This window comes from Pseudomonas sp. S32 (assembly GCF_016648095.1).
GTDB lineage: Bacteria > Pseudomonadota > Gammaproteobacteria > Pseudomonadales > Pseudomonadaceae > Aquipseudomonas > Aquipseudomonas parafulva.
Genome location: NZ_JACVVF010000019.1, coordinates 46,281 through 68,121 on the forward strand (window position 1 = coordinate 46,281; position 21,841 = coordinate 68,121).

Annotated in this window: 20 protein-coding genes and 1 pseudogene; 4 read left to right on the forward strand and 17 right to left on the reverse strand. The window is 64.4% G+C overall.

What is annotated here, in order from left to right:
- Positions 1–159 precede the first annotated feature (159 nt).
- The 15 genes and pseudogenes from paaZ to paaF form a co-directional block, all read right to left on the reverse strand.
- A complete protein-coding gene (gene paaZ, locus IAE38_RS12735; RefSeq protein WP_201217839.1) occupies positions 160–2,214 on the reverse strand; it encodes a phenylacetic acid degradation bifunctional protein PaaZ in 2,055 nt (684 codons plus the stop codon).
- Between the two features lie 35 nt (positions 2,215–2,249).
- Positions 2,250–3,482: an OprD family porin gene (locus IAE38_RS12740; RefSeq protein WP_201217840.1), complete on the reverse strand. Its 1,233-nt coding sequence runs from the start codon at positions 3,480–3,482 to the stop codon at positions 2,250–2,252.
- A 39-nt stretch (positions 3,483–3,521) separates the two neighbouring features.
- A pseudogene (locus tag IAE38_RS12745) lies at positions 3,522–5,090 on the reverse strand (cation acetate symporter); the annotation flags it as partial.
- A complete protein-coding gene (locus tag IAE38_RS12750; protein WP_028633998.1) occupies positions 5,081–5,389 on the reverse strand; it encodes a DUF485 domain-containing protein in 309 nt (102 codons plus the stop codon). The gene IAE38_RS12750 and the pseudogene IAE38_RS12745, both read right to left, overlap by 10 nt.
- A gap of 173 nt (positions 5,390–5,562) precedes the next feature.
- The gene (paaE, locus tag IAE38_RS12755; RefSeq protein WP_201217841.1) at positions 5,563–6,639 is read right to left on the reverse strand and encodes a 1,2-phenylacetyl-CoA epoxidase subunit PaaE; all 1,077 of its coding nucleotides are present in this window, start codon (positions 6,637–6,639) and stop codon (positions 5,563–5,565) included.
- Positions 6,640–6,654: 15 nt separating this feature from the next.
- Positions 6,655–7,188 carry a 1,2-phenylacetyl-CoA epoxidase subunit PaaD gene (gene paaD / locus IAE38_RS12760; RefSeq protein WP_028633996.1) on the reverse strand — a complete coding sequence of 178 codons (534 nt, stop codon included), beginning with the start codon at positions 7,186–7,188 and terminating at the stop codon, positions 6,655–6,657.
- Positions 7,175–7,933 (reverse strand): 1,2-phenylacetyl-CoA epoxidase subunit PaaC, encoded by a 759-nt coding sequence (paaC, locus tag IAE38_RS12765; protein ID WP_201217843.1) that lies wholly within the window; start codon positions 7,931–7,933, stop codon positions 7,175–7,177. Before paaC ends, paaD begins: the two co-directional genes overlap by 14 nt.
- An 8-nt stretch (positions 7,934–7,941) precedes the next feature.
- The gene (paaB, locus tag IAE38_RS12770) at positions 7,942–8,223 is read right to left on the reverse strand and encodes a 1,2-phenylacetyl-CoA epoxidase subunit PaaB (protein WP_028633994.1); all 282 of its coding nucleotides are present in this window, start codon (positions 8,221–8,223) and stop codon (positions 7,942–7,944) included.
- A 25-nt stretch (positions 8,224–8,248) separates the two neighbouring features.
- Positions 8,249–9,238: a 1,2-phenylacetyl-CoA epoxidase subunit PaaA gene (gene paaA / locus IAE38_RS12775; protein ID WP_028633993.1), complete on the reverse strand. Its 990-nt coding sequence runs from the start codon at positions 9,236–9,238 to the stop codon at positions 8,249–8,251.
- 189 nt (positions 9,239–9,427) lie between these two features.
- Positions 9,428–10,747 (reverse strand): phenylacetate--CoA ligase PaaK, encoded by a 1,320-nt coding sequence (gene paaK / locus IAE38_RS12780; protein WP_028633992.1) that lies wholly within the window; start codon positions 10,745–10,747, stop codon positions 9,428–9,430.
- A gap of 120 nt (positions 10,748–10,867) precedes the next feature.
- Positions 10,868–12,088: a 3-oxoadipyl-CoA thiolase gene (gene pcaF / locus IAE38_RS12785; RefSeq protein WP_201217845.1), complete on the reverse strand. Its 1,221-nt coding sequence runs from the start codon at positions 12,086–12,088 to the stop codon at positions 10,868–10,870.
- On the reverse strand, positions 12,081–12,521 hold the full coding sequence (gene paaI, locus IAE38_RS12790) for a hydroxyphenylacetyl-CoA thioesterase PaaI (protein ID WP_201217846.1): 441 nt from the start codon (positions 12,519–12,521) through the stop codon (positions 12,081–12,083). Before paaI ends, pcaF begins: the two co-directional genes overlap by 8 nt.
- Positions 12,514–14,031, reverse strand: coding sequence for a 3-hydroxyacyl-CoA dehydrogenase PaaH (gene paaH, locus IAE38_RS12795; protein WP_201217847.1), 1,518 nt, complete (start codon positions 14,029–14,031; stop codon positions 12,514–12,516). Before paaH ends, paaI begins: the two co-directional genes overlap by 8 nt.
- A gap of 1 nt (position 14,032) precedes the next feature.
- Positions 14,033–14,824 (reverse strand): 2-(1,2-epoxy-1,2-dihydrophenyl)acetyl-CoA isomerase PaaG, encoded by a 792-nt coding sequence (gene paaG / locus IAE38_RS12800; RefSeq protein ID WP_201163341.1) that lies wholly within the window; start codon positions 14,822–14,824, stop codon positions 14,033–14,035.
- 33 nt (positions 14,825–14,857) lie between these two features.
- Positions 14,858–15,631 (reverse strand): 2,3-dehydroadipyl-CoA hydratase PaaF, encoded by a 774-nt coding sequence (paaF, locus tag IAE38_RS12805; RefSeq protein ID WP_201217849.1) that lies wholly within the window; start codon positions 15,629–15,631, stop codon positions 14,858–14,860.
- Positions 15,632–15,935: 304 nt separating this feature from the next.
- Here paaF and paaY point away from each other — a divergent pair, with 304 nt between their 5' ends.
- The 4 genes from paaY (at position 15,936) to IAE38_RS12825 (ending at position 19,227) form a co-directional block, all read left to right on the forward strand.
- Complete coding sequence (gene paaY, locus IAE38_RS12810) at positions 15,936–16,535, forward strand: phenylacetic acid degradation protein PaaY (protein WP_201163343.1); 600 nt, start codon at positions 15,936–15,938, stop codon at positions 16,533–16,535.
- 77 nt (positions 16,536–16,612) lie between these two features.
- On the forward strand, positions 16,613–17,536 hold the full coding sequence (gene paaX / locus IAE38_RS12815) for a phenylacetic acid degradation operon negative regulatory protein PaaX (RefSeq protein ID WP_201163344.1): 924 nt from the start codon (positions 16,613–16,615) through the stop codon (positions 17,534–17,536).
- 132 nt (positions 17,537–17,668) lie between these two features.
- A complete protein-coding gene (locus IAE38_RS12820; RefSeq protein ID WP_201212511.1) occupies positions 17,669–18,013 on the forward strand; it encodes a helix-turn-helix domain-containing protein in 345 nt (114 codons plus the stop codon).
- Positions 18,013–19,227, forward strand: coding sequence for a type II toxin-antitoxin system HipA family toxin (locus IAE38_RS12825; RefSeq protein ID WP_201217851.1), 1,215 nt, complete (start codon positions 18,013–18,015; stop codon positions 19,225–19,227). Before IAE38_RS12820 ends, IAE38_RS12825 begins: the two co-directional genes overlap by 1 nt.
- Before the next feature lie 38 nt (positions 19,228–19,265).
- Here the strand turns inward: IAE38_RS12825 and IAE38_RS12830 are convergent, their stop codons facing one another.
- Positions 19,266–20,519 carry an arsenic transporter gene (locus tag IAE38_RS12830; protein WP_201217853.1) on the reverse strand — a complete coding sequence of 418 codons (1,254 nt, stop codon included), beginning with the start codon at positions 20,517–20,519 and terminating at the stop codon, positions 19,266–19,268.
- A 7-nt stretch (positions 20,520–20,526) separates the two neighbouring features.
- Positions 20,527–21,780 (reverse strand): MFS transporter, encoded by a 1,254-nt coding sequence (locus IAE38_RS12835; protein ID WP_201217854.1) that lies wholly within the window; start codon positions 21,778–21,780, stop codon positions 20,527–20,529.
- Positions 21,781–21,841 lie beyond the last annotated feature (61 nt).

The following is a 21,841-nucleotide window of genomic DNA, read 5'->3' on the forward strand; positions in this document are numbered from 1 at the left end:
TAAGAAGCTTCCTTGGCGGTGTTATCCCCGGACTATAAACCCACGAGTCAGGCGGGGCGATTAGGACGGATGTACTAAATAGCCAAAGGCCACCACCTTGCTAAATCGCTTGTGCAGCCGTCGCGGCGCACGGCTCGGCGCCACGATGGCCGCCGCCGCTTATACAGGCTGCTTGAGCACCAGCGTCAGGATGTCGTAACTGGCAACCACTTCCCCCAGCTGGTTGGTCACCTCCACATCCCAGGCCACCACCCCCTGGGGTTGGCCCAGCGGGCTGGTCTTGCCCTGGTCGATCTTGCGCTTGCAGGTCAGGCGCGCCTGGATGGTATCGCCGATGCCTACCGGGTTGATGAAGCGCAGGGTGTCCAGGCCATAGTTGGCCAGCACGGGCCCTTCTCCAGGGGAGACGAACAGCCCGGCGGCGGCCGACAACACGAAATAGCCATGAGCAATGCGCTTGCCAAACTGCGAGGCCTTGGCGGCAATCTCGTCGAAATGCATGTAGAAATGATCGCCCGACAGGCAACCGAAGTTGACCAGGTCGGCTTCGGTGACCGTGCGCCGGTGGGTCAGTAGCGACTCACCGATTTGCAGCTGTTCGAAATAGCGGCGGAAAGGGTGCACCTCTGTTTCGATCACTTTGCCGCCACGCACATACTCTCCGGTGACTGCGCTGAGCATGCTCGGTGAGCCCTGCACGGCGGCGCGTTGCAGGTAATGCTTGACCGCGCGCAGGCCGCCCAGTTCTTCACCGCCACCGGCGCGCCCAGGCCCGCCATGCTTGAGTTGCGGCAGTGGCGAGCCGTGGCCGGTGGATTCCTTGGCCGCTTCGCTGTCCAGCACCAGCAGCCGGCCATGCCAGGCGGCTGCGACGGGAACCGCCTTGGCTGCCACTGCGCGATCGCTGGTCACCAGGGTGGCCACCAGGCTGCCCTTGCCACGGGCCGCGAGGGCCAGGGCTTCGTCCAGGTCGTGGTAGGCCATCAGCGTGCTCACCGGGCCGAAGGCCTCGATGTCGTGGGCGCCGCCTTCGGCATGGGGGTCGCGGGCCTGGAGCAAGGTCGGCGCGAAGAATGCGCCTTCGGCAACGCCTTCGCCGCGGGGGGCGAACCCGTCGCTGGCCCCGAACAGCTGATCGCAACTGTGCAACAGGCTGCGCACACGCTCGGCCACATCGCGCTGCTGGTCATGAGACGCCAGGGCGCCCATGCGCACGCCCTCCACCGAAGGGTCACCGACCACCACCTTGGCCAGGCGCTCACGCAGGCGCGTGGCAACGGCGTCGATATGCCTGGCCGGTACGATGGCGCGGCGGATAGCGGTGCATTTCTGGCCGGCCTTGGTGGTCATTTCGCGCACCACCTCCTTGATGTACAGCTCGAATGCCTCGCTGTCCGGGCTGACGTCGGGCCCAAGAATGGCGCAGTTGAGCGAATCGGCCTCGGCGGTGAACGGTACCGAGTGGCGTATCAGGTTAGGGGTGACGCGCAGCTTGGCGGCGGTGTCTGCGGAGCCGGTGAACGTCACCACGTCCTGCCCTTGCAGGCGATCGAGCAGGTCGCCGGTGCTGCCGACCACCAGTTGCAGGCTGCCTTCGGGCAGAAGCCCGGAGGCCTGCATCAGGCGGACCACCGCTTCGGTCAGGTAGCTGGTCGAGGTGGCTGGCTTGACGATGCACGGCATGCCAGCCAGGAAGGTGGGCGCGAACTTTTCCAGCATGCCCCAGATAGGGAAGTTGAAGGCGTTGATGTGCACCGCCACACCCGCACGCGGCACCAGGATATGGGTGCCGGCAAAATGCCCGAGCTTGCCCAGTGCCATGGCCGGGCCCTCGTGCAGCACATTGCCGGACGGCAACTCCCGGCTGCCGATACCGGCATAGGAAAACAGCGTGGCATTACCACCTTCTATGTCGATCCAGCTGTCGGCGCGGGTGGCGCCGCTGTGGTGAGACAGGGCATACAGCTGTTCCTTGCGTTCGGCCAGGTACAGTGCGATGGCTTTGAGGCGTGCAGCGCGCTGCTGGAAGTCCATGCCCATCAGGCTGGGCAACCCGCGTTGGCGGGCGAAGTCCACAGCCTCGGCGAAGTCGGGGCGTTCCTCATGGCTGTAGGCGAGTGTGTGCCCGTCAAGGGCGCTGCGCAGGGCCTGGGCACCGTGTTGGCCCAGCCAGCGGCCGGCGATGAAGCTTTGCAGGGTAGGGGCGGCAGACATGCGTTTCTCCAGGCGAGTCAAGTGAGGGGGCGCGCTTACCACAGCGCCAGGGTGTAGCCGATGATCAGGCGGTTCTCGTCAACGGCATTGGTCAGCCCGTTGCCGGAGCGGAAGGTGACGTTGCGCCAGCGCAGGCTCACGTCCTTGAACGGGCCACTCTGGATCACATAGGTGAGGTCCGTGTCGCGCTCACGCTCACGGCCGTTGCTGATGGTGGCGGTGTGTGCACCGCGGCCATCGGTGTAGCGGGTCATGAAACTCAGACCGGGGATGCCCAGCGCGACGAAATCGTAGTCGTAGCGCAGTTGCCAGGAGTCCAGCCCGGCGCGGGTGAAGGTGTTGTAGGTGACCAGGTTCACGGTGAACGGGTCGCCGCCATTGACGAACGGGAAGGCGCTGCCCCCCGACATCTGTTGCCAGGTGGCAGTGAACTTGTGGGCACGTACCCCCAGGGTGAACATGGCGTTGAAGTTGCGGTTGTCGATCTCGCCCGCACGCTGTGCGCCATCGCTGCGGCTGTCGAAATAGCGCAGGTCGCTGCGCAGGCTCAGCCCTTCGCCCAAGGGGCGAGTGTCGACCAGACCGATGAACTCCTGGCGGTAGATGTCCTGCAGTTTGGCGTAGTAGTAGCTGACGCTGGTCTGCGGGGTGATGGCATAGCTGCCGCCCGCCAGGTCGAGGTGGTCGCTGCTGGCGGCGCCGTAGCCGATATCATCGCGGCCTGAAGAATCGCGCAGGTTGGCCTTGGTCAGCCGGCCCGCATTTATGGTCAGGCCGTCCAGCTCCTGGCTGGTGAGCAAGCCGCCCTGGAAGGTGGAGGCCAGCAGCCGCGTGTCGTTGAACACCACCACCGGCAATATCGGCTGCAGCGTGCCCAGGCGCAGGGTGCTTTTCGACACCCGGGCTTTTGCGGTCAGGCCCAGTTCGCTGTAGTCATCCACCGGTTCATGGCTGCGCGGGCCAAAGGGCAGCAGGCCGGTGTTACGCCGATCGCGGCTGCTGTCCAGCTTGAGGCCCAGCTGGCCCATGGCATCGACGCCAAACCCGATCGGGCCTTCGGTGAAGCCCGACTCCACACGGGCGGTGAAACCCTGTGCCCATTCTTCGGCCTTGGCCTGGGGCGCGTTGGCCTGCCTGAAGTCGCGGTTGATGTAGTGGTTGCGCAGTTCAAGCCGCGCATGGCTGTCGCCGATGAAGTCGGCAAACGCCGGCAAAGGCAGGGCGAGGGCGGCCAGGCACGCTGCTGGCATGAAGGGGGTACGGTTCATTGTTGTTGTTTTATCCGACATGGTGATAGGCCTTGGCTGTCAATGCTTGCTGGCGCCGGCAGCGCCGATACCGGTCATGGAGCGGATGAACTGGGCCAGGTAGCGGCCGCGCTCCTCGCGTGCACGCTCGGAGGAGTCAGTTACCGAGAATGCCCAGGCCCCCAGAAACGCCAGGCTCATGGAAAACAACGCCGGGTTGCTGTAGGGGAACAACGGCTGCTCGTGGTGCAGTACGTTCACCCACACCGCAGGGCCCAGCACCACCAGCAGTACCGCCGACACCAGCCCGGCCATGCTGCCGCACACCGCACCGCGGGTGGTGAGGCCTTTCCAGAACATCGAAAGCAGCAGCACCGGGAAGTTGACCGAGGCGGCCACGGCCAGTACCAGCCCGGAAAGGAAGGCGATGTTCTGCGATTCGAACAGCAGGCCCAAGATGACGGCGAGCAGGCCGATCATCAGCGTGGCGATGCGCGACACGCGCATTTCTTCCTGCTCGGTGGCCTTGCCTTGGCGTACCACGCACGCATACAGGTCGTGGGACACGGCAGAAGCGCCCGACAAGGCCAGGCCGGCCACCACCGCCAGGATGGTGGCAAAGGCCACGGCGGAGATGAAGCCCAGGAACAGGTTGCCGCCTACGGCCTGGGCCAGGTGGACGGCCACCATGTTGCCGCCGCCGATGATGGCCCCAGCGGCATCACGGTAGGCAGGCTCTGTACCGACCATGACGATGGCGCCGAAGCCGATCACGATCAGCAACAGGTAGAAGTAGCCGATGAAGCCGGTGGCGTAGAACACGCTCTTGCGCGCTTCCTTGGCATCGCTGACGGTGAAGAAGCGCATGAGGATGTGCGGCAGCCCGGCCGTGCCGAACATCATGCCCAGCCCCAGAGAAATGGCGTCGATCGGGTTGGACAGCAACCCCCCGGGCGCCATGATCGCCTGGCCCTTGGCGTGCACGGCCACGGCACTGGCGAACATGGCCTCGGTGCTGAAACCAAAGTGTTTGAGCACCATGAATGCCATGAAGCTGGTGCCCGACAGCAGCATCACCGCCTTGATGATCTGCACCCAGGTGGTGGCCAGCATGCCACCAAACGTGACATAGGCGACCATAAGCACACCTACCAGCATGACCGCGTACAGGTAGCTGATGCCGAACAGCAACTCGATCAGCTTGCCGGCCCCCACCATCTGCGCGACCAGGTACATCAGCGCCACCACCAGGGTGCCGAAAGCGGAGGTCAGGCGCACGGGGGTTTGTGCCAGGCGGTAGCTCACCACATCGGCAAAGGTGTACTTGCCCAGGTTGCGCAGCCGTTCGGCGATCAGAAACAGGATGATCGGCCAGCCTGCCAGCACACCCAGGGCGTACAGCAGCCCGTCGTAGCCGTTCATGAACATCATGGCCGAGATGCCCAGGAACGAGGCCGCGCTGATCATGTCCCCGGCGATGGCCAGGCCGTTCTGCATGCCGGTCAGGCCGCCGCCAGCAGTGTAGAAGTCGCTGGCCGAGCGGGTGCGCAGGGCAGCCCAGCGGGTCACCAGCAGGGTGAAGCAGACGAACACCATGAACATCGAAATGGCTGTCCAGTTCATTGTGCGCACTCCTGGCGGACCTTGTCGTTGAGCGGGTCGAGCACATGGTTGGCGCGGTGCACATAAATGCCGGTGAGGGCGAAGGACAACAGCACCATGAGCACCCCAACCAGCATGCCGACGGTGGTTACACCACCACTGAGGGACTGGCCCAGGGTGCTGGGGGAGAAGGCCACCAGCAGCACGAAGCCGTAGTAGATCACCAGCATGGTCAGGGTCAGGCTGCCATTGAGGCGGCGCTTACGCCGCACCAGGTGCTGGAAATCGGGGTGATTGGTGATGCTTTCTATGTGCTCGGGGGTCATGGCAAGCGATCTCTTGGTTTTGTAATTGTTTTGTTGAGGTCACGCAGGTGTTGCGGTGTTGCTCAGGGCCTCTTCGCGGGTAAATCGGATTGCCGCACCGCCGCTCCTACAGGGGTTTGCACAAGCGCCTTATCTGTGGGAGCGGGTTTACCCGCGAAGCAGGCGGCGCGGTTTCAGAGCTGGTCGAAATCGAGGACTACCTTGTCGCTCACCGGGTACGTCTGGCACGAAAGCACATACCCGGCGGCCACTTCGTAATCTTCCAGGGCATGGTTGCTGTCCATCTCCACCTCGCCCTCGACCACGCGGCACTTGCAGGTGGAACACACCCCGGCCTTGCACGAATACGGCAGCTCGGCACCCATGGCATTGCCTGCATCCAGCACGCTCTGGGTGTTGCGCGGCAAGTCGAAGGCCAGCGCCCGGCCATCGCTGATCACGGTGACATGGCTGACGGCAGCGTCCACCTGGCGGGCCGCTGCCCGCGCCTGGCGGCGGGCGTGGCTGCCTTCAGCGGCGAACAGTTCGAAGTGGATGCGATCCTTGGCCATGCCATTGGCCTGCAGGCTGGCCCGCACCGTCTCGGTCATGGCCTGTGGCCCGCAGATGAACGCGGCGTCCAGGGCCGGCACATCCAGCCAGCGGGTAAACAACTGGCCGCACTTGTCTGCGTCGATCCGGCCGTTGTACAGGTCCACGTCCTGCTGCTCGCGGCTGAACACGAAGATCAGGTTGAGGCGGTCGAGGTACTGGTTTTTCAGGTCTTCGAGCTTGTCGCGGAACAGTGCACTGGCGCTGGCGCGGTTGCCGTACAGCAAGGTAAAGCGGCTGTGGGGCTCGGTAGCCAGGGTGGTGGCGATGATGGACAGCAACGGCGTGATACCGCTGCCGGCCGCCACACCCAGGTACTGCCCGTGGCGGGCTGGATCCAGCGACACGAAGAAGCTGCCGGCGGGCGGCATCACCTCCAGTTGCTGCCCGGGCTGCAGCACTTCATTGGCAAACGCCGAAAAGCGCCCGCCCGGCACGCGCTTGACCGCAACCCGCAACTCGCCGTCCTGCACAGCGCTGCAGATGGAATAGGAACGGCGCACCTCCTGGTCATCCAGCTGCGTACGCATGACCAGGTACTGACCTTGGGTGAAGCGAAACTGCGCCTGCAGATGCTCGGGCACGTCGAAGACGATGGACACCGCATCGCGGGTCTCAGTGCGCACTTGCTTGACGGTCAGGCTGTGAAACTGGCTCATGGTGCTCTCCACGGCTCAAATGCATTTGAAATAGTCGAACGGCTCAAGGCACGCGCGGCAGCGATACAGCGCCTTGCAGGCCGTGGAACCGAACTGGCTGAGCAGCTCGGTATGGGCGCTGCCGCATTGCGGGCAGCGCACCTCGGGCGGCTTGCCCAACAAACTGGCCTTGCTGGTGCTGCCTTCGGGCGGGGCAATGCCATAGGCGTGCAGGCGCTGGCGGCCCAGCTCGCTGATCCAGTCGCTGCTCCAGGCCGGGGTCAGGCGCCGCTCCAGCGCAGGCGCACTGAACCCGGCCTGCTCCAGTGCCTGGCGGATATCGCCTTCGATCACTTCCGTGGCCGGGCAGCCGGAGTAGGTAGGGGTCACGACCAGGTGCAGGTGCCCGTCACGCCAGGCCACATCCCGCACCACGCCCAGGTCCACCACGCTGACAACCGGTACCTCCGGGTCCATGACCTGGGCCAGTACGCCCCAGGCACGGGCCAGGTCACCCTCGCGCAGGGCCCGGGCGCCGCGGTCACCGGCTATCAGCTCACCAGGTTGCATCGGGGTAGGCCCTCGGCAGGAACTGCATCTCGGCCAGCAACAGGCCCAGGTGCTCGGTGTGCAGGCCCTTGCGCCCATCCAGGTAAAAATGGCTGGCAGGCTGGGGCACGGGCAGCTCCACGGCGGCGAAGGTGGCGGCCACCTGCTCGCGCCAGGCATTTGCCACGGCGACAGGGTCTGCGGCCACGCCCGCTTCGGCAAGCTGCACTTCGTCATCACTGCCTGCGGTCAATTCGACGGTGAAGCGCCACAGCAGCGTGATGGCGGCCAGCATGCGCCGGCGGCTTTCATCGGTGCCGCCGCCCAGGCGCTGCACCCATTCACTGGAACGGCGCAGGTGGTAGGTCGCCTCTTTCAGTGCCTTCGCCGCAATGCCAGCGATACGTGCGTCGCTGGAACCCGCCAGGCCCTGCAGCACGGCATGGTGCCAGGCGTCGTAAAAAAACTGCCGGGTCATGGTGACGGCGAAGTCACCATTGGGCTGCTCGACCAGCAGCAGGTTGCGGTATGCGCGCTCGTCGCGGCGCATGGCCAGGTCATCGGCATCGCGACCGTCGCCCAGCAGCTCGGCGGCGTAGTCCAGCCAGTTGCGGGCCTGGCCCACCAGGTCGAGGCCGACATTCATCAGCGCGAGTTCTTCCTCGATGGCCGGTGCCCGCCCGCACCATTCGCACAGCCGTTGGCCCTGCACCAGGGCACTGTCGCCCAGCAGCAACAAGTACGGAATCAGGGGTTGTGTATGCATGGCGGACCTCACATGTGCCCCACTTCATCGGGCAGCTCATAGAAGCTGGCATGGCGGTACACCTTGTCATCGGCGGGGGCGAACAGCGGGTCCTTCTCATCCGCCGCAGAGGCGGTGATCAAGGCCGAAGGCACCACCCACAGGCTCACGCCTTCACTGCGACGGGTGTACAGCTCGCGGGCGTTTTCCATGGCCATGGCCGCGTCGGCGGCGTGCACGCTGCCCACATGCTTGTGGTTCAGGCCGTGCTTGCTGCGCACGAACACTTCGTAGAGGGTCCAGACAGACATTTTCGATCTCCGCATCATTCGCCGCTCAGGCGGCGTTCTTGTTCTGCTGCTTGCGCGCATAGGCCACCGCGGCCTCGCGTACCCAGGCGCCGCCTTCGATGGCCTGGCGCCGGGTGGCCACACGTTCCTGGTTGCAGGGGCCATTGCCCTTGATCACTTCGTAGAACTCGTCCCACTGAATGTCGCCAAAGTCGTAATGGCCGCGCTCGGCGTTCCATTTCAGGTGTGGGTCCGGGGCAGTGCAGCCCAGCAGTTCGAGTTGCGGCACGGTCTGGTCGATGAAGCGCTGGCGCAGCTCGTCGTTGGTCTGGCGTTTGATTTTCCAGGCCATGGACTGGGCGCTGTTGGGCGAATGCTCGTCGCTTGGGCCGAACATCATCAGGGCCGGCCACCACAGGCGGTTGATGGCGTCCTGCACCATGTCCCGTTGGGCCTGGGTGCCCTGGCGCATCATGGTCAGGAGGATTTCGTAGCCCTGGCGCTGGTGAAAGCTTTCTTCCTTGCAGATGCGCACCATGGCCCGGGCGTAGGGGCCATAGGAGGTGCGCTGCAGCACCACCTGGTTGACGATGGCAGCGCCGTCCACCAGCCAGCCCACGGCGCCCATGTCGGCCCAGCTGAGGGTGGGGTAGTTGAAGATGCTGGAGTACTTGGCCTTGCCGCTGTGCAGCTTGGCGATTTCATCATCGCGGTCGGCCCCCAGGGTTTCCATGGCGCTGTACAGGTAGAGCCCGTGGCCGGCTTCATCCTGGATCTTGGCCATCAGTTGCAGCTTGCGCTTGAGGCTGGGGGCGCGGGTGACCCAGTTGCCTTCGGGGAGCATGCCGACGATTTCTGAGTGGGCGTGCTGCGAGATCTGTCGGATGAGCGTTTGGCGGTAGGCCTCGGGCATCCAGTTCTTGGCCTCGATCTTGATTTCAGCGTCGATCTTTTCCTGGAAATGCCGCTCTTCGGGGGACATTTCTTCCAGGGCCTTGACGTGCTTGACGCCGGTTTCCACTAGCTGTGCGTACATGGGGGCGACTCCTGCTGGGGCATGCGTCATTTGTAAGCGATACATAATACATCGTCAAACAGTTTATGTTGTATCGAATGATATTTTTGTATCGGTTCCGCCCTTTTCGCGGGCAAGCCCGCCCCACAGGGCGCACGACGTGCAAAAAAAAGCCCCGAACAGGCCGGGGCTCGGGGGCAGCTGGATTAGTCAGCTGGCAAGCCGCTTGTCAAAAACGTGGCAAGCCTTGCCTTCTGAACGCTTGAGCGTGCCGCATGGCTGCAACCGCACCTGGGTGCTGATGCCGATGTAGGTCTTGACCTGCCGCGCCAGTTCGGCCGTGAGCAACGTGCGCTGGCTGTCGTCGAGGTGCTGGCATTCTGCGCGCAGCTCAACGTGCACCTCGACACTGTCCAGGTTGCCATTGCGATACAGGTGTATTTCATACATCTCTGAAAGCTGTTTTATTTTCAGCACCTGCTCTTCAATCTGCGTGGGGAATACGTTCACCCCACGGATGATGAGCATGTCGTCGCTGCGGCCGGTGATCTTGCCGATGCGCCGCATCGGCCTGGCAGTGCCGGGTAGCAGCCGGGTGAGGTCGCGGGTGCGGTAGCGCACCATGGGCAGGGCTTCCTTGCTCAGCGAGGTGAACACCAGCTCGCCCAACTGCCCGTCAGGCAGCACTGCACCGGTGACCGGGTCGATGATCTCGGGGTAGAAGTGGTCTTCCCAAATGGTCGGGCCATCCTTGGTCTCGATGCATTCCATCGCCACCCCGGGGCCCATGATTTCGGAGAGGCCATAGATGTCCAGCGCCTGGATGCCCAGGCGCTGTTCAATGGACCGGCGCAGCTCGTCGGTCCATGGCTCGGCGCCGAAAATGCCCAGGCGCAGCTTCAGGGCGTGCGGGTCGATGCCCTGGCGCTCGATCTCGTCGGCCAGGTTGAGCATGTAAGACGGCGTGACCATGATGATGTCGGGCTGGAAGTCGCGAATCAGCTGCACCTGCTTCTCGGTCTGCCCACCCGACATGGGGATCACCGTGCAGCCCAGGCGCTCGGCCCCGTAGTGGGCGCCGAGCCCGCCGGTGAACAGGCCGTAACCGTAGGACACGTGAACCTTGTCACCCTTGCGCCCACCCGCAGCGCGGATGGAGCGGGCCACCACGTTGGCCCAGGTGTCGATGTCGTTCTGGGTGTAGCCCACCACCGTAGGCTTGCCGGTGGTGCCGCTGGAGGCATGCAGGCGCACCACCTCTTCCTGGGGCACGGCGAACATACCGTAGGGGTAGTTGTCACGCAGGTCGCTTTTGCCGGTGAAGGGGAACTTCGCCAGGTCTTCCAGGCAACGCAGGTCATCGGGGTGAGCACCGCATTCGGCAAAGCGCTGGCGGTACAACGGGACATTGTCGTAGGCGTGCTTCAGGCTCCAGCGCAACTGCGTCAGCTGGTGCTGGCGCAAGGCATCGACACTGGCGGTTTCCAGGGGGTCCAGCAGGGCACGATCGGCATCATGGTACATGTTCATGGTTTCACTCGAATTGTTGTTGTACGCCGTAGCCTCGGTCAGGGCACTGGGCGGTGAGTGCAATAAGCGCAGCATATAGGGCTGCGCGCCGCTAGGTAACACGGCGATGGCGCAGGGCGCTCAGAGGCGCTCGATGACCATCGCGATGCCTTGGCCCACCCCAATGCACATGGTGCACAGGGCATAGCGCCCGGCGGTTTCCTCAAGCTCGTGCAGGGCCGTGGTCACCAGCCGCGCACCGCTCATGCCCAACGGATGCCCAAGGGCAATGGCGCCGCCGTTGCGGTTTACCCGTGGGTCGTCGTCCGCCACGCCCAGTTCGCGCAGCACGGCCAGCCCCTGCGCGGCGAACGCTTCGTTGAGCTCGATGACGTCCATGCTTGCCATTGCCAGGCCGGTCAGTTCGAGCACCTTGCGGGTCGCGGGCACCGGGCCGATGCCCATCAGCCTGGGCTCGACGCCGGCGACAGCCATGCCGACGATACGGCCACGGGCCTTCAGCCCATGACGGCGCGCCGCCGAGGGGCTGGCCAGCAGCAGCGCGCAGGCGCCGTCGTTGACCCCCGAGGCATTGCCCGCCGTGACGGTGCCGCCTTCGCGAAACGGCGTACCCAGGCGAGCAAGCTGCTCGAGCGTGGTTTCGGCACGCACGTGTTCGTCATGCTCCACCACCAGGGCCGGGCCTTTGCGCCGGGCAACCTCGACCGGCACGATTTCCTGTGCCAGGCGCCCGCGGGCCTGGGCGGCGGCGGCTTTTTGCTGGCTGCGCAGGGCGAAGGCATCCTGGTCGGCGCGGGAAATGCCGTACTGCTCGGCTACGTTCTCGGCGGTCTCCGGCATCGAGTCGGTGCCGTATACCTGTTTGAGCGCCGGGTTGACGAAGCGCCAGCCGATGGTGGTGTCGTACAGTTCGGCTGTACGGCCAAAGGCGTGTTCGGCTTTACCCATCACGAAGGGCGCTCGCGACATGGACTCCACACCGCCTGCCAGCATCAGCCCGGCCTCTGCGCAGCGCAAAGCGCGGGCAGCGTTGCCAATGGCATCCAGGCCCGAGCCGCACAGCCGGTTGAGGGTAGTGCCCGGCACGTCGACCGGCAGGCCAGCCAGCAGGCTGGCCATGTGCGCCACGTTGCGGTTGTCCTCGCCGGCCTGGTTGGCGCAGCCAAGGATGACATCGTCGACGGCCTGCCAGTCTAGGCTCGGGTGCCGCTGCATCAGGGCCTTGAGTGGTATGGCGGCAAGGTCATCGGCCCTGATCCCGCTCAGGGCCCCGCCGTAGCGGCCGATGGGGGTGCGGATGGCGTCGATGATCAAGGCATCGCCGGGCATGTGTTCATTCATCTTCGCTCTCCTGCGCCAGCACGGTGCCGCGCACTTTGTAGGATTTGCCATGGAACATCGCCACCAGCGCTCCGTGCTGGTTACTTATGCGCACGTGGTACAGGCCCGTGCGGCCCTTGCGGCTGACTTCCTCGGCGCTGGCGGTGAGCACGTCATCGCGCAGCGCAGGTGCCAGGTAATCAATGCTGCAGCCCAAGGCCACGGTGGCCTGGTCATGGCTGTTGCAGGCGAACGCGAACGCCGAGTCCGCCAGGGCGAACAGAAAGCCACCGTGGCAGGTGCCGTGGCCCTGAATCATGTCGGCCCGCACCGCCATGCTGACGGTGACACGCCCGGGGGCAACGGCTTCAAGGCGGATGCCCAGGCCCTGACTGGCGGGGTCGCGGGCGTACATGGCCTGGGCGCAGGCCTGTGCCAGTTCGTGATCAGTCATGCAAAGACCCTCCCTCGGCCGTACAACGGCGCAGCAGCAGCGAGGGCCGGTAACGGGTTTCGCCATAGGCATGCTGCAGGTTCTCGAGCACCTGCAAGGTGTTGGCCAGGCCAATGGCCGACGCCCATTGCAGTGGCCCGCAGGGATAGTTGACGCCTGCGCGCATGGCCAGGTCGATGTCCGCTGCTGTGCCAACCCCTTGCAACACGGCATCGGCCGCTTCATTGGCCAGCATGGCAACGGTGCGCAGCACCACCAGCCCAGGCAGGTCGGCCACCGGCGTCACGCGCAAACCTGCACGCTGCAGCAATGCCACGGCCTGTTCCAGCGCCAGGTTGGACATGTCGGCCGACCAGCTGATGGCAAGGCGGGTGGCGGTGGCATAGTCGAAGGCAAGATCGAGCAATACCAGGTTCGGCAGGCCATCCTCTTGAGCGCGCTGGCTGGCCAGGCGCCCGTCGGACAGTGCCAGGGTCGCATCGCCAACCCGAAGCAGGCCGCTGCCTGCGCGGCCGTTGACGGCAACGCCACCGGCGCGCAAGCGGTCAATCAATGGCTGCAGGATGCCCGCCGGGCCTTCCAGGGTGCAGGCGTCCACAGGCGTATCGCTACACAGTTCTGCGGGCTGGGGGCGTTCGGCCTGTTCGTGGTAGCTGTAAAAGCCATGCCCGCTCTTGCGCCCCAGGCGGCCCGCATCCACCAGTTCTTTTTGCGCCAAGGATGGCTGAAAGCGAGGGTCGCCATAGAAGGCCTCGAACACTGAGCACGTCACGGCGTAGTTGACGTCATGCCCAATCAGGTCGGTGAGTTCAAAGGCGCCCATGCGAAAGCCACCGGCCTCGCGCAACACCGCATCGAGGCTGGCGCAGTCGGCCGCACCTTCCTGCAGCAGGCGCAGGCTTTCGGCATAAAAAGGCCGTGCTACCCGGTTGACGATGAAGCCTGGCGTGGAGCGCGCATACACCGGGCGTTTGCCCCAGGCTTGAGCCGTGGCATGCACGACAGCGGCGACATCCGGGGCGGTAGCCAGGCCGGAAACGACCTCTACCAGGGCCATCAGCGGGGCTGGGTTGAAGAAGTGCATGCCCACCACTTGCTCAGGGCGCTGCAGCCCGGAGGCCAGGCGGGTGATGGACAGGGAGGAGGTATTGCTGGCGAGAATGCAGTCGCTGCGGCACTCCGACTCCAGCTGCTGGAACAAGGCCTGCTTGACCTGCATGTCCTCGACGATCGCTTCGATCACCAGGCCGGCATCGGCCAGCGCCTCCAGGCTATCGACGGGGCGCAACCGGTTGCAGATGGCGGCGTGTTCAGCCGCTTGCAACCTGCCTTTCTCCACCAGCCGTGACAATTGTCGGTCGATACCGGCCAGCCCCTCGGCTGCAGCGCCGGGGCGGGTGTCGTAAAGCATCACAGGGTGGCCTGCCTGGGCCGCGACCTGCGCGATGCCGGCACCCATGGCCCCGGCACCGATGACGGCAACGTGGGTTTCACCAGAAAGTGCACTCATTTCAGCGCCCCTTGAACGCAGGGGTGCGTTTGTTCATGAACGCGTTCACACCTTCACGGTAGTCGTCGCTGCGGCCGGCCAGGCGCTGTAGGTCACGCTCCAGCTGCAGCTGGTCGTCGAACCCGTTGTCGAAACTGGCATTGAGCCCGCGCTTGATCAGGGCCAGACCGTAGGTGGGCTGGGTGGCCAGCTGGCGGGCGAGGGCCAGCGCTTCGTCACGCAGCGCGGCGTCGTCCACCACGCGGTGGATCAAGCCCCACTGCTCGGCCTGCTCTGCGCCAAGGCGTTCGCCCAGCATGGCCAGGGCCTTGGCCCGTGCCATGCCGACCAGCCGCGGCAGCAGCCAGGTGCCGCCCGAGTCTGGCACCAGGCCGATCTTGCAGAAGGCTTGGATGAAACTGGCTGAGCGGGCTGCCAGTACCAGGTCGCACGCCAGCGGGATATTGGCTCCAGCCCCGGCGGCGACACCGTTAACGGCGCACACGACCGGCATGGGCAGGTCGCGCAGGGTGCGCACCAACGGGTTGTAGAACCTGTCGATGGACTCACCCAGGTCAGGCATGTCGGCCCCTGGTGCCACGTTACGGTCGGACAGGTCCTGGCCCGCGCAGAACGCGCGGCCTTCGCCAGTCAGCAGCAACACGCGGGCCTCGCTGCTGTGGCGCACCTGTTTGAGCGCTTCGCGCACTTCCAGGTGCATGGCCGTGTTGAAACTGTTGAGCTGCTCTGGGCGGTTGAAGGAGAGAAGGGCTACGCCGTCCTCAATGGCAAACACGATGTGCTGGAAAGGCATGACAGACTCGCTCCGTCGGTGGCGGGTAGTGTTTCAGCGGCCCTGGAAGTGCGGCTGGCGTTTTTCCTGGAAGGCGCGGATACCTTCGTCCCGGTCGGCGGTGCCCGCCAGCACGGTGAAGGCCTGGCGTTCCAGGCGCAGGCCGCTGGCCAGGTCGGTGTCGCCGGCCTGCAGAAGGGCTTGTTTGGCCAGGCGCACAGCCAGGGGCGCCTTTGCGGCAATGGTGCGGGCGATGTGCAGGGCCCGCTCCACGGTGAATTCGGGCTGTGTGACCTCACTGACAAGCCCGGCTTGCAGGGCATGCCGGCTGCTGATGGGCTCGCCGGTGAGCACCATTTGCATGGCCAGGGGCTTGCCGACGGCGCGCAGCAGGCGTTGGGTGCCACCGGCACCGGGCATGATCCCCAGGTTGATTTCCGGTTGGCCGAAGCGGGCATCACTGCCTGCCACGATGATGTCCGCGCACATGGCCAGCTCACAGCCGCCACCCAGGGCGTAGCCGTTGACGGCAGCGATCAGCGCTTTGGGGAATGCCGCGATGGTGCGCCAGTGGGCAATGCGGGGGTCGTCGAGCATGCCCACCAGGTCACGTTCAGCCATTTCCGCGATGTCGGCGCCGGCAGCGAAGGCTTTGAGGCTCCCTGTGATGACCACGGCCGCCACCTGATCATCCTGTGCAGCGGCTTCGAGGGTGGCAGCAAGTTCCGCCAGCAGTGCGGTGCACAACGCGTTCAGGGCGTCTGGACGTTGCAGGGTGACCAACTGGACGCCGTTTACAGGTGGCTGCACGTCAAGGTATCGCGGCATGTCGGGTTCCTCGGGCTGCACGCACGGCGCGTCAAGGCACCGGCTTTTATTGGAGTTGTTTGCAGGAGCGTCACACGCAGGTGGCGGCCTCGGTGACCAAGTATATGTCACATGCGATACCAACAATCAACGTCGAAATTGTATTTTCGTATCCCTTAATCGCATCGCTTAATCGACAAAATGTGCGGCTTCAAGGCTTAAATTCAGATCTTCACCTCGCAGTTACGCTGAAAACCTCAACGTTGACGCGCCTTAAGACGTGATACAAGATTGCTTAATACATCTAGGTTTTAGGAGTATTACAATGCCTTGCTATCGACTTGACGGTCTTACACCGGTCGTCCACCCCAGTGCGTATGTGCACCCCAGCGCGGTGCTGATCGGTGACGTAATAGTCGGGGCCGGTTGCTATGTCGGTCCCCTGGCCTCGCTGCGCGGGGACTTTGGCCGTATCGTGCTCGAGGAGGGCGCCAACCTGCAGGACACCTGTGTGATGCATGGCTTCCCGGGCGGCGATACGGTGATCGAACGCAACGGCCATGTCGGCCACGGCGCCGTGCTGCACGGCTGCCGGGTGGGCGAGGATGCGCTGATTGGCATGAATGCGGTGGTGATGGACGGTGCCAGTATCGGCCCACGCTGCATCGTGGCGGCCACTGCTTTCGTCAAGGCGGGCTTCCAGAGTGCTGCGCAAAGCCTGGTGATGGGTTCACCTGCGCAGGTCAAGCGTGCACTGACTGACGAGGAACTGGCCTGGAAGCAGCGTGGCACGGCGCAGTACCAGCAACTGACCCTGCGTTGCATGCAGGGGTTGGTAGAATGCACGCCGCTGGCCCAGGCTGAGGCACAACGCCCACGCATGGCCGATGATGGGCTGCGCCCCAAAGGCCGGGGGCCGGCATGAGCCTTGCCAGCCCCCGCAATGGCCACGCGGGCCGCAGCGCAGGTATAGTCACGGCTTTATCTGCGCACAGTCCATCCATGAGCACTCTTGCCCCCCTCAACACGCTGGTCACCCGCTTTCAGCAGCAGACGCCAATCCGCGCCAGCTCTTTGATCATCACGCTGTACGGCGATGCCATCGAGCCCCATGGCGGCACGGTATGGCTGGGCAGCCTGATCAACCTGCTGGAACCCATCGGGATCAATGAGCGGCTGATCCGCACCTCCATCTTCCGGCTTACCAAAGAAGGCTGGCTGACCGCCGAGAAGGTTGGCCGGCGTAGCTATTACAGCCTTACCGGCACCGGTCGGCGGCGCTTCGAAAAAGCGTTCAAACGGGTATACAGTCCCAGCCAGCCAGCCTGGGACGGCGCCTGGACCCTGGTGTTGCTGTCCCAGCTCGACGCCGCCAAGCGCAAAGCGGTCAGGGAGGAGCTTGAGTGGCAGGGCTACGGGTTGATGGCGCCGAACCTGCTCGGGTGCCCCCGTGCGGACCGTACTGACCTTGCGGGCACGTTGCGTGAGCTGGACGCCGTGGATGACAGCATCGTCTTCGAAACCCACACCCAGGAAGTATTGGCCTCCAAGGCCATGCGGGCCCAGGTGCGCGAGAGCTGGCGTATCGAAGAGCTTGGCCAGCATTACAGTGAGTTCATCCAGCTGTTCAGGCCGTTGTGGCAAAGCCTGAAGGAACAGCCCGAGCTGAATCCCCAGGACTGCTTCCTGGCGCGCACGCTGCTGATTCACGAGTACCGCCGCTTGCTGCTGCGCGACCCGCAATTGCCGGATGAGCTGCTGCCAGGCGACTGGGAAGGCAGGGCCGCCCGCCAGCTGTGCCGCAACCTTTACCGGCTGGTATTCGCCAAGGCTGAGCAGTGGTTGAACACTGCACTGGAAACGGCAGACGGGCCGTTGCCGGATGTGAGTGAAAGTTTCTACAGCCGTTTTGGAGGCCTGGAATAGTTTTTAACGCTCATGACCATAGGTTTTATTCAGCATAAGGCTGACTGTGGTTAACCTTAAGCATTCATTGCTTTCCTTTAAAGCACGCCAGCGTTAGCCTTGTGCACCATAAGGTCGACGAAGGTGACAGTTATGCTGGATTTCTTTCCGGTTGCCTGCGCGGATACGCTTGGGAAAATCGGGCTGCTGGTCAAGGCCCGCCGCCTGGCGCTTGGCCTGCGGCAGGCTGATATCAAAGCGGCGATTGGCGTGTCGGCGCATACGCTGCGCAAGATCGAGAGCGGTTCCGAACAGGTCGACCTGCGGTCATTCATGCTCGTGCTCTGGCGCCTGGGCATCAGCGATGTCGTCTTCACATCGCTTGAGGGCCTGGAGCAGGCTTCTCAGGTCACCCGCTTCACCGAGAGCGCCGAAGGTGCGCAGAGCCTGGCCAGTAGACGGGTACGCCTGGCCAAGCCCAAGGCGGAGGATTTCTGATGCAGCGCGCCTACATCTACATGCAGCACCCGGACACCGGGCGCGTGGTCACGCTTGGCCGCCTGACCCTCAAGGGCAAAGCCGGCGAGTTCATCTATGCGCCAGATTACGTCGCCCAGGGCCACTGGGTGCCAGATCCGATCAACTACCCGCTGCGGGCGGAGCCCTACACCGGCATCACGCGCAACCGGGGTATACCTGGTTTCATCAATGATGCAATGCCTGACGGCTGGGGCGAACGGCTGCTGCACCGGGTGTATGGCCAGGAGCTGAGCACGCTGGATTTTCTGCTCAAGTCCCCCAACAACGACCGAGTAGGTAACCTGATGGCCGGCAGCGCCAATACCCCGGCGGAAGGCATCGGCGAGGGGGCGGTGCCCGGCCTGAAAGGCCTGGCACGGTTCATCGCTGCGTGCGAAGCGGTGTATGACGGCCAGCTGAACGCCGAAGCCATCGCGGCGCTGAGCGTCCGGCAACAGCGTTCCGCCTTGGGGGGCGCGCGGCCCAAACGCACCTTGCAGGATAAAGGCATGCTGATTCTGGCCAAACCACGGGACCGCTTCGATCACTACGACCTGCCCACTATCGAACATGCCTGCATGACATTCGCCGCGCAGAAGGGGCTGCATGTCGCCCGCACTGCACTGCACGCCGAGCATCCCTCCACGCTGCTGGTGGAGCGCTTCGACCGTACGCCGATTGACCAGGGCGCCAGGCGTATCCCCATGCTCAGCGCGCTGACCTTGCTCGACTCGGAATGGAACGGCCCGCACCACAAGGACTGGCGTTATGCAGGCGTGGCCGATGAGATGCGCAGGCGCGGGGTGCCAGCAGCCGATCTGCAGGAGCTGTTCAAGCGCATGTGCTACAACGCGCTGGTGGGCAACTCGGACGACCACCCACGCAACCATGCGGTGATCTGGCTGGGCGGGCAATGGCGCCTGTCCCCGCTGTATGACGTACTGCCCATGCTTGACGAAGGCCCGGCGAAAACCCTGGCCATGGCTGTTGGCCGTGAGGGCAGCCAGATAAACCGGGCGAACCTGCTGAGCCACCACGCGCACTTCGCATTGGGCCGGGAAGAGGCGGAGCAGGTGCTGGAGGAGGTCGCCAGCTGGGACGGGGCACTCAAGGACCACTACGCCCAGTTTCTGTCAGGCCAAGACCTGGACAAGGCGTGTGACGCAGTCAGCGCGGTGCGAATGCTCGGCTAGGCCTGCCCTTTAAGGCAGGCCACGTTCGCCGCGAGGCGTCAGAGGGTCAGGCACAGCAGTGCTGCAGCCAATGCGGGCGGCATCACCAGCACACCCAGGCGCAGGAAGCGCCAGGCGCTCACCGACTCACCCTCCCGGCGAATCGCCACCAGCCAGAGCAAGGTGGCGAGCGAGCCGGTGATCGACAGGTTGGGCCCCAGGTCCACACCGATCAGCAGGGCCGCAGTGGTCTGCCGGGGCAGTTGCACGATATCGCCCATGGAGCCTGCTATCAGGCCCGTCGGCAGGTTGTTCATGAGGTTGCTGGCCAGCGCCACACCCACCCCGGCCACCCAGCTTGCCTTGGCTTGCGAGCCTTGCTCCATGTGCAACAACGCATGGGCCAGGTATTCGATAACGCCTGTTTGCGCGACGGCTTCTACCAGCACGAACAGGCCGGCCACCAGAGGCAGCACGCCCCACGCCACGTGCCGCAGTACAGGCACGGGGCTGCGCCGCTGGCGGAAGTGGATCAGTGCAGTGGTGGCAACACCTGCGCCAAAGGTGGGCAGGCCCAGCGGCAGATCCAGGGCTGAAGCCACCAGCAGCAAGCTGGCAGTCAGCACGATGCCGACAGCACACAACCGCGCGCCCGCCGACAGCGGCTGGGTGGCTACCGTCAGCGCCAGTGGCTGTCGGATTTGCCGGCGCTGGGTGACCCGCAGCACCAGGTAGGTGACGACGATGGCCGCCAGCGAGGGCAGGGTAAACTGCCGGAGCCAGTCGAGCAGCGGCGGCATCTGGCTGCCGAACACCACCAGGTTGGCCGGGTTGGAAATGGGCAGTACGAAACTGGCGGCGTTGGCGATGAAGGCGCAGATGAACAGGTACGGCAGAGGCTCGGCCTTGGCCGCCTTGCACGCTGCGTACACTGCCGGGGTCAGCACCACCGCCGTGGCATCGTTGGACAGAAACACGGTAACCACCGTGCCTACCAGGAACACCAGGTCGAACAAACGCTGGCCCGACCCACGGGCGTGACCGACGGCATAGCGGGCCAGCCAGTCAAACAAGCCCTCCTGACGTGCCAGCTCGGCCAGCACCATCATGCCAATCAGAAACAGGTATACATCGCCGCCCTTGGTCACGGCAGCCAGGGCGCTGCGCGGGCTGATCAGCCCGAATACCGTCAGCAATATCGCGCCACCCAACGCCCAGACATACTCGGGAACCCGAAAGGGGCGCAGGATGACACCGGCAGTGGCCAAAGCGGCCACCGCCCAGATGATCATTGAATGTTCGCTTGCAAGCATGGGTGGTTCAGTGTCCGGCAGGTGAGGGCATGGAGGGGGAAGGGGTGTCACTGCTGCGGCGCGGGCTGGTTTCGGGCAGCGCGACCAGTACCAGCAGGAACGCGACCGCAGCGATCCCCGCCAGCGTCAGGAACGCGGCATTGTACCCTGAGGACTGCACCACCAGCCCGGCAAGCCCAGGGCTCAGCGCTGCACCCAGCCCGAACACTGCCGTCAGCGCGCCAAGGCTGACATTGAAGCGGCCGGTACCTTCGGTGAGGTCCTTGACGATAATGGGGAACAGCGCGCCGAAAATACCAGCGCCAATGCCGTCCAGCAGTTGCACACCTACCAGCCAGAACGGGTTGTCGGAGAACGTGTACAGGGCGCCGCGCAACGGCAAAATCAGAAAACCCGCCAGCAGAAACGGCTTGCGCCCCCATTGCTCGGCTCGGGCGCCCACCAGCAGTGCCATCGGCACCATCACCAGTTGTGCGGCAACGATACACGCCGACGTCAGCGGCGTAGCCAGGCGCAAGTCCACTTGCGACAGCTTCTGGCTCACCAGCGGCAGCATGGCCGCGTTGGCCAAGTGGAACAGCGCGCAGCACACCGCGAACAGCAGCAGCGTACGGTTGTGCAGCAGCAGCGCAAAGCCTGCAGGGCTTTCCTGACCGTTATCGGCATGTGTCAGTCCACGGGCCACTTGGTGATCGATGGCGGCTGCCGGCACACGGCTGACCGCAAAGATGCTGGCCACGGTCAACACACCCATCAGGTAGAACACCACCACAGGGCCATACAGGTAGGCCAGGCCACCTGCCAACAACGCCGAAGATGCATTGCCCGCGTGGTTGTAGGTTTCGTTACGACCGACGCGCCGGGTAAATGCCTTCGGCCCCGTGATACCGAGCGAGATGGCGGCGATCGCAGGCGCAAATACCGAGCCCGCCAAGGCACTGATGGTTTGTGTCACCGCTACCCAGGTAAAGGAGGAAGTAAACGGCAATACCAGGCAACTTCCGGTTACCAGTAGTGCCGCGATGACCACCACAGCTCGCTTCGCCGGCGTGCGGTCGATCAATGCGCCAGCGGGCGTCTGGGCGAGCAGTGCGGTGACACCGGCCAGGGTCATCACCAGGCCGATGCTTGCCGGTTGCCACTGATGCACCGCAAGCAGGTAGATGGCGAGGTACGGCCCCAGGCCATCGCGCACATCGGCAAGGAAGAAGTTCAACCAGTCAAGCGAACGGTGGGGGGAGTTGGGCCTTTGGTTTTCCAAGGACGTGATCTCGAGTGGGCCACGGGGATGGGGCTGGTTGGGGACCAGCGCTGGGGTATCT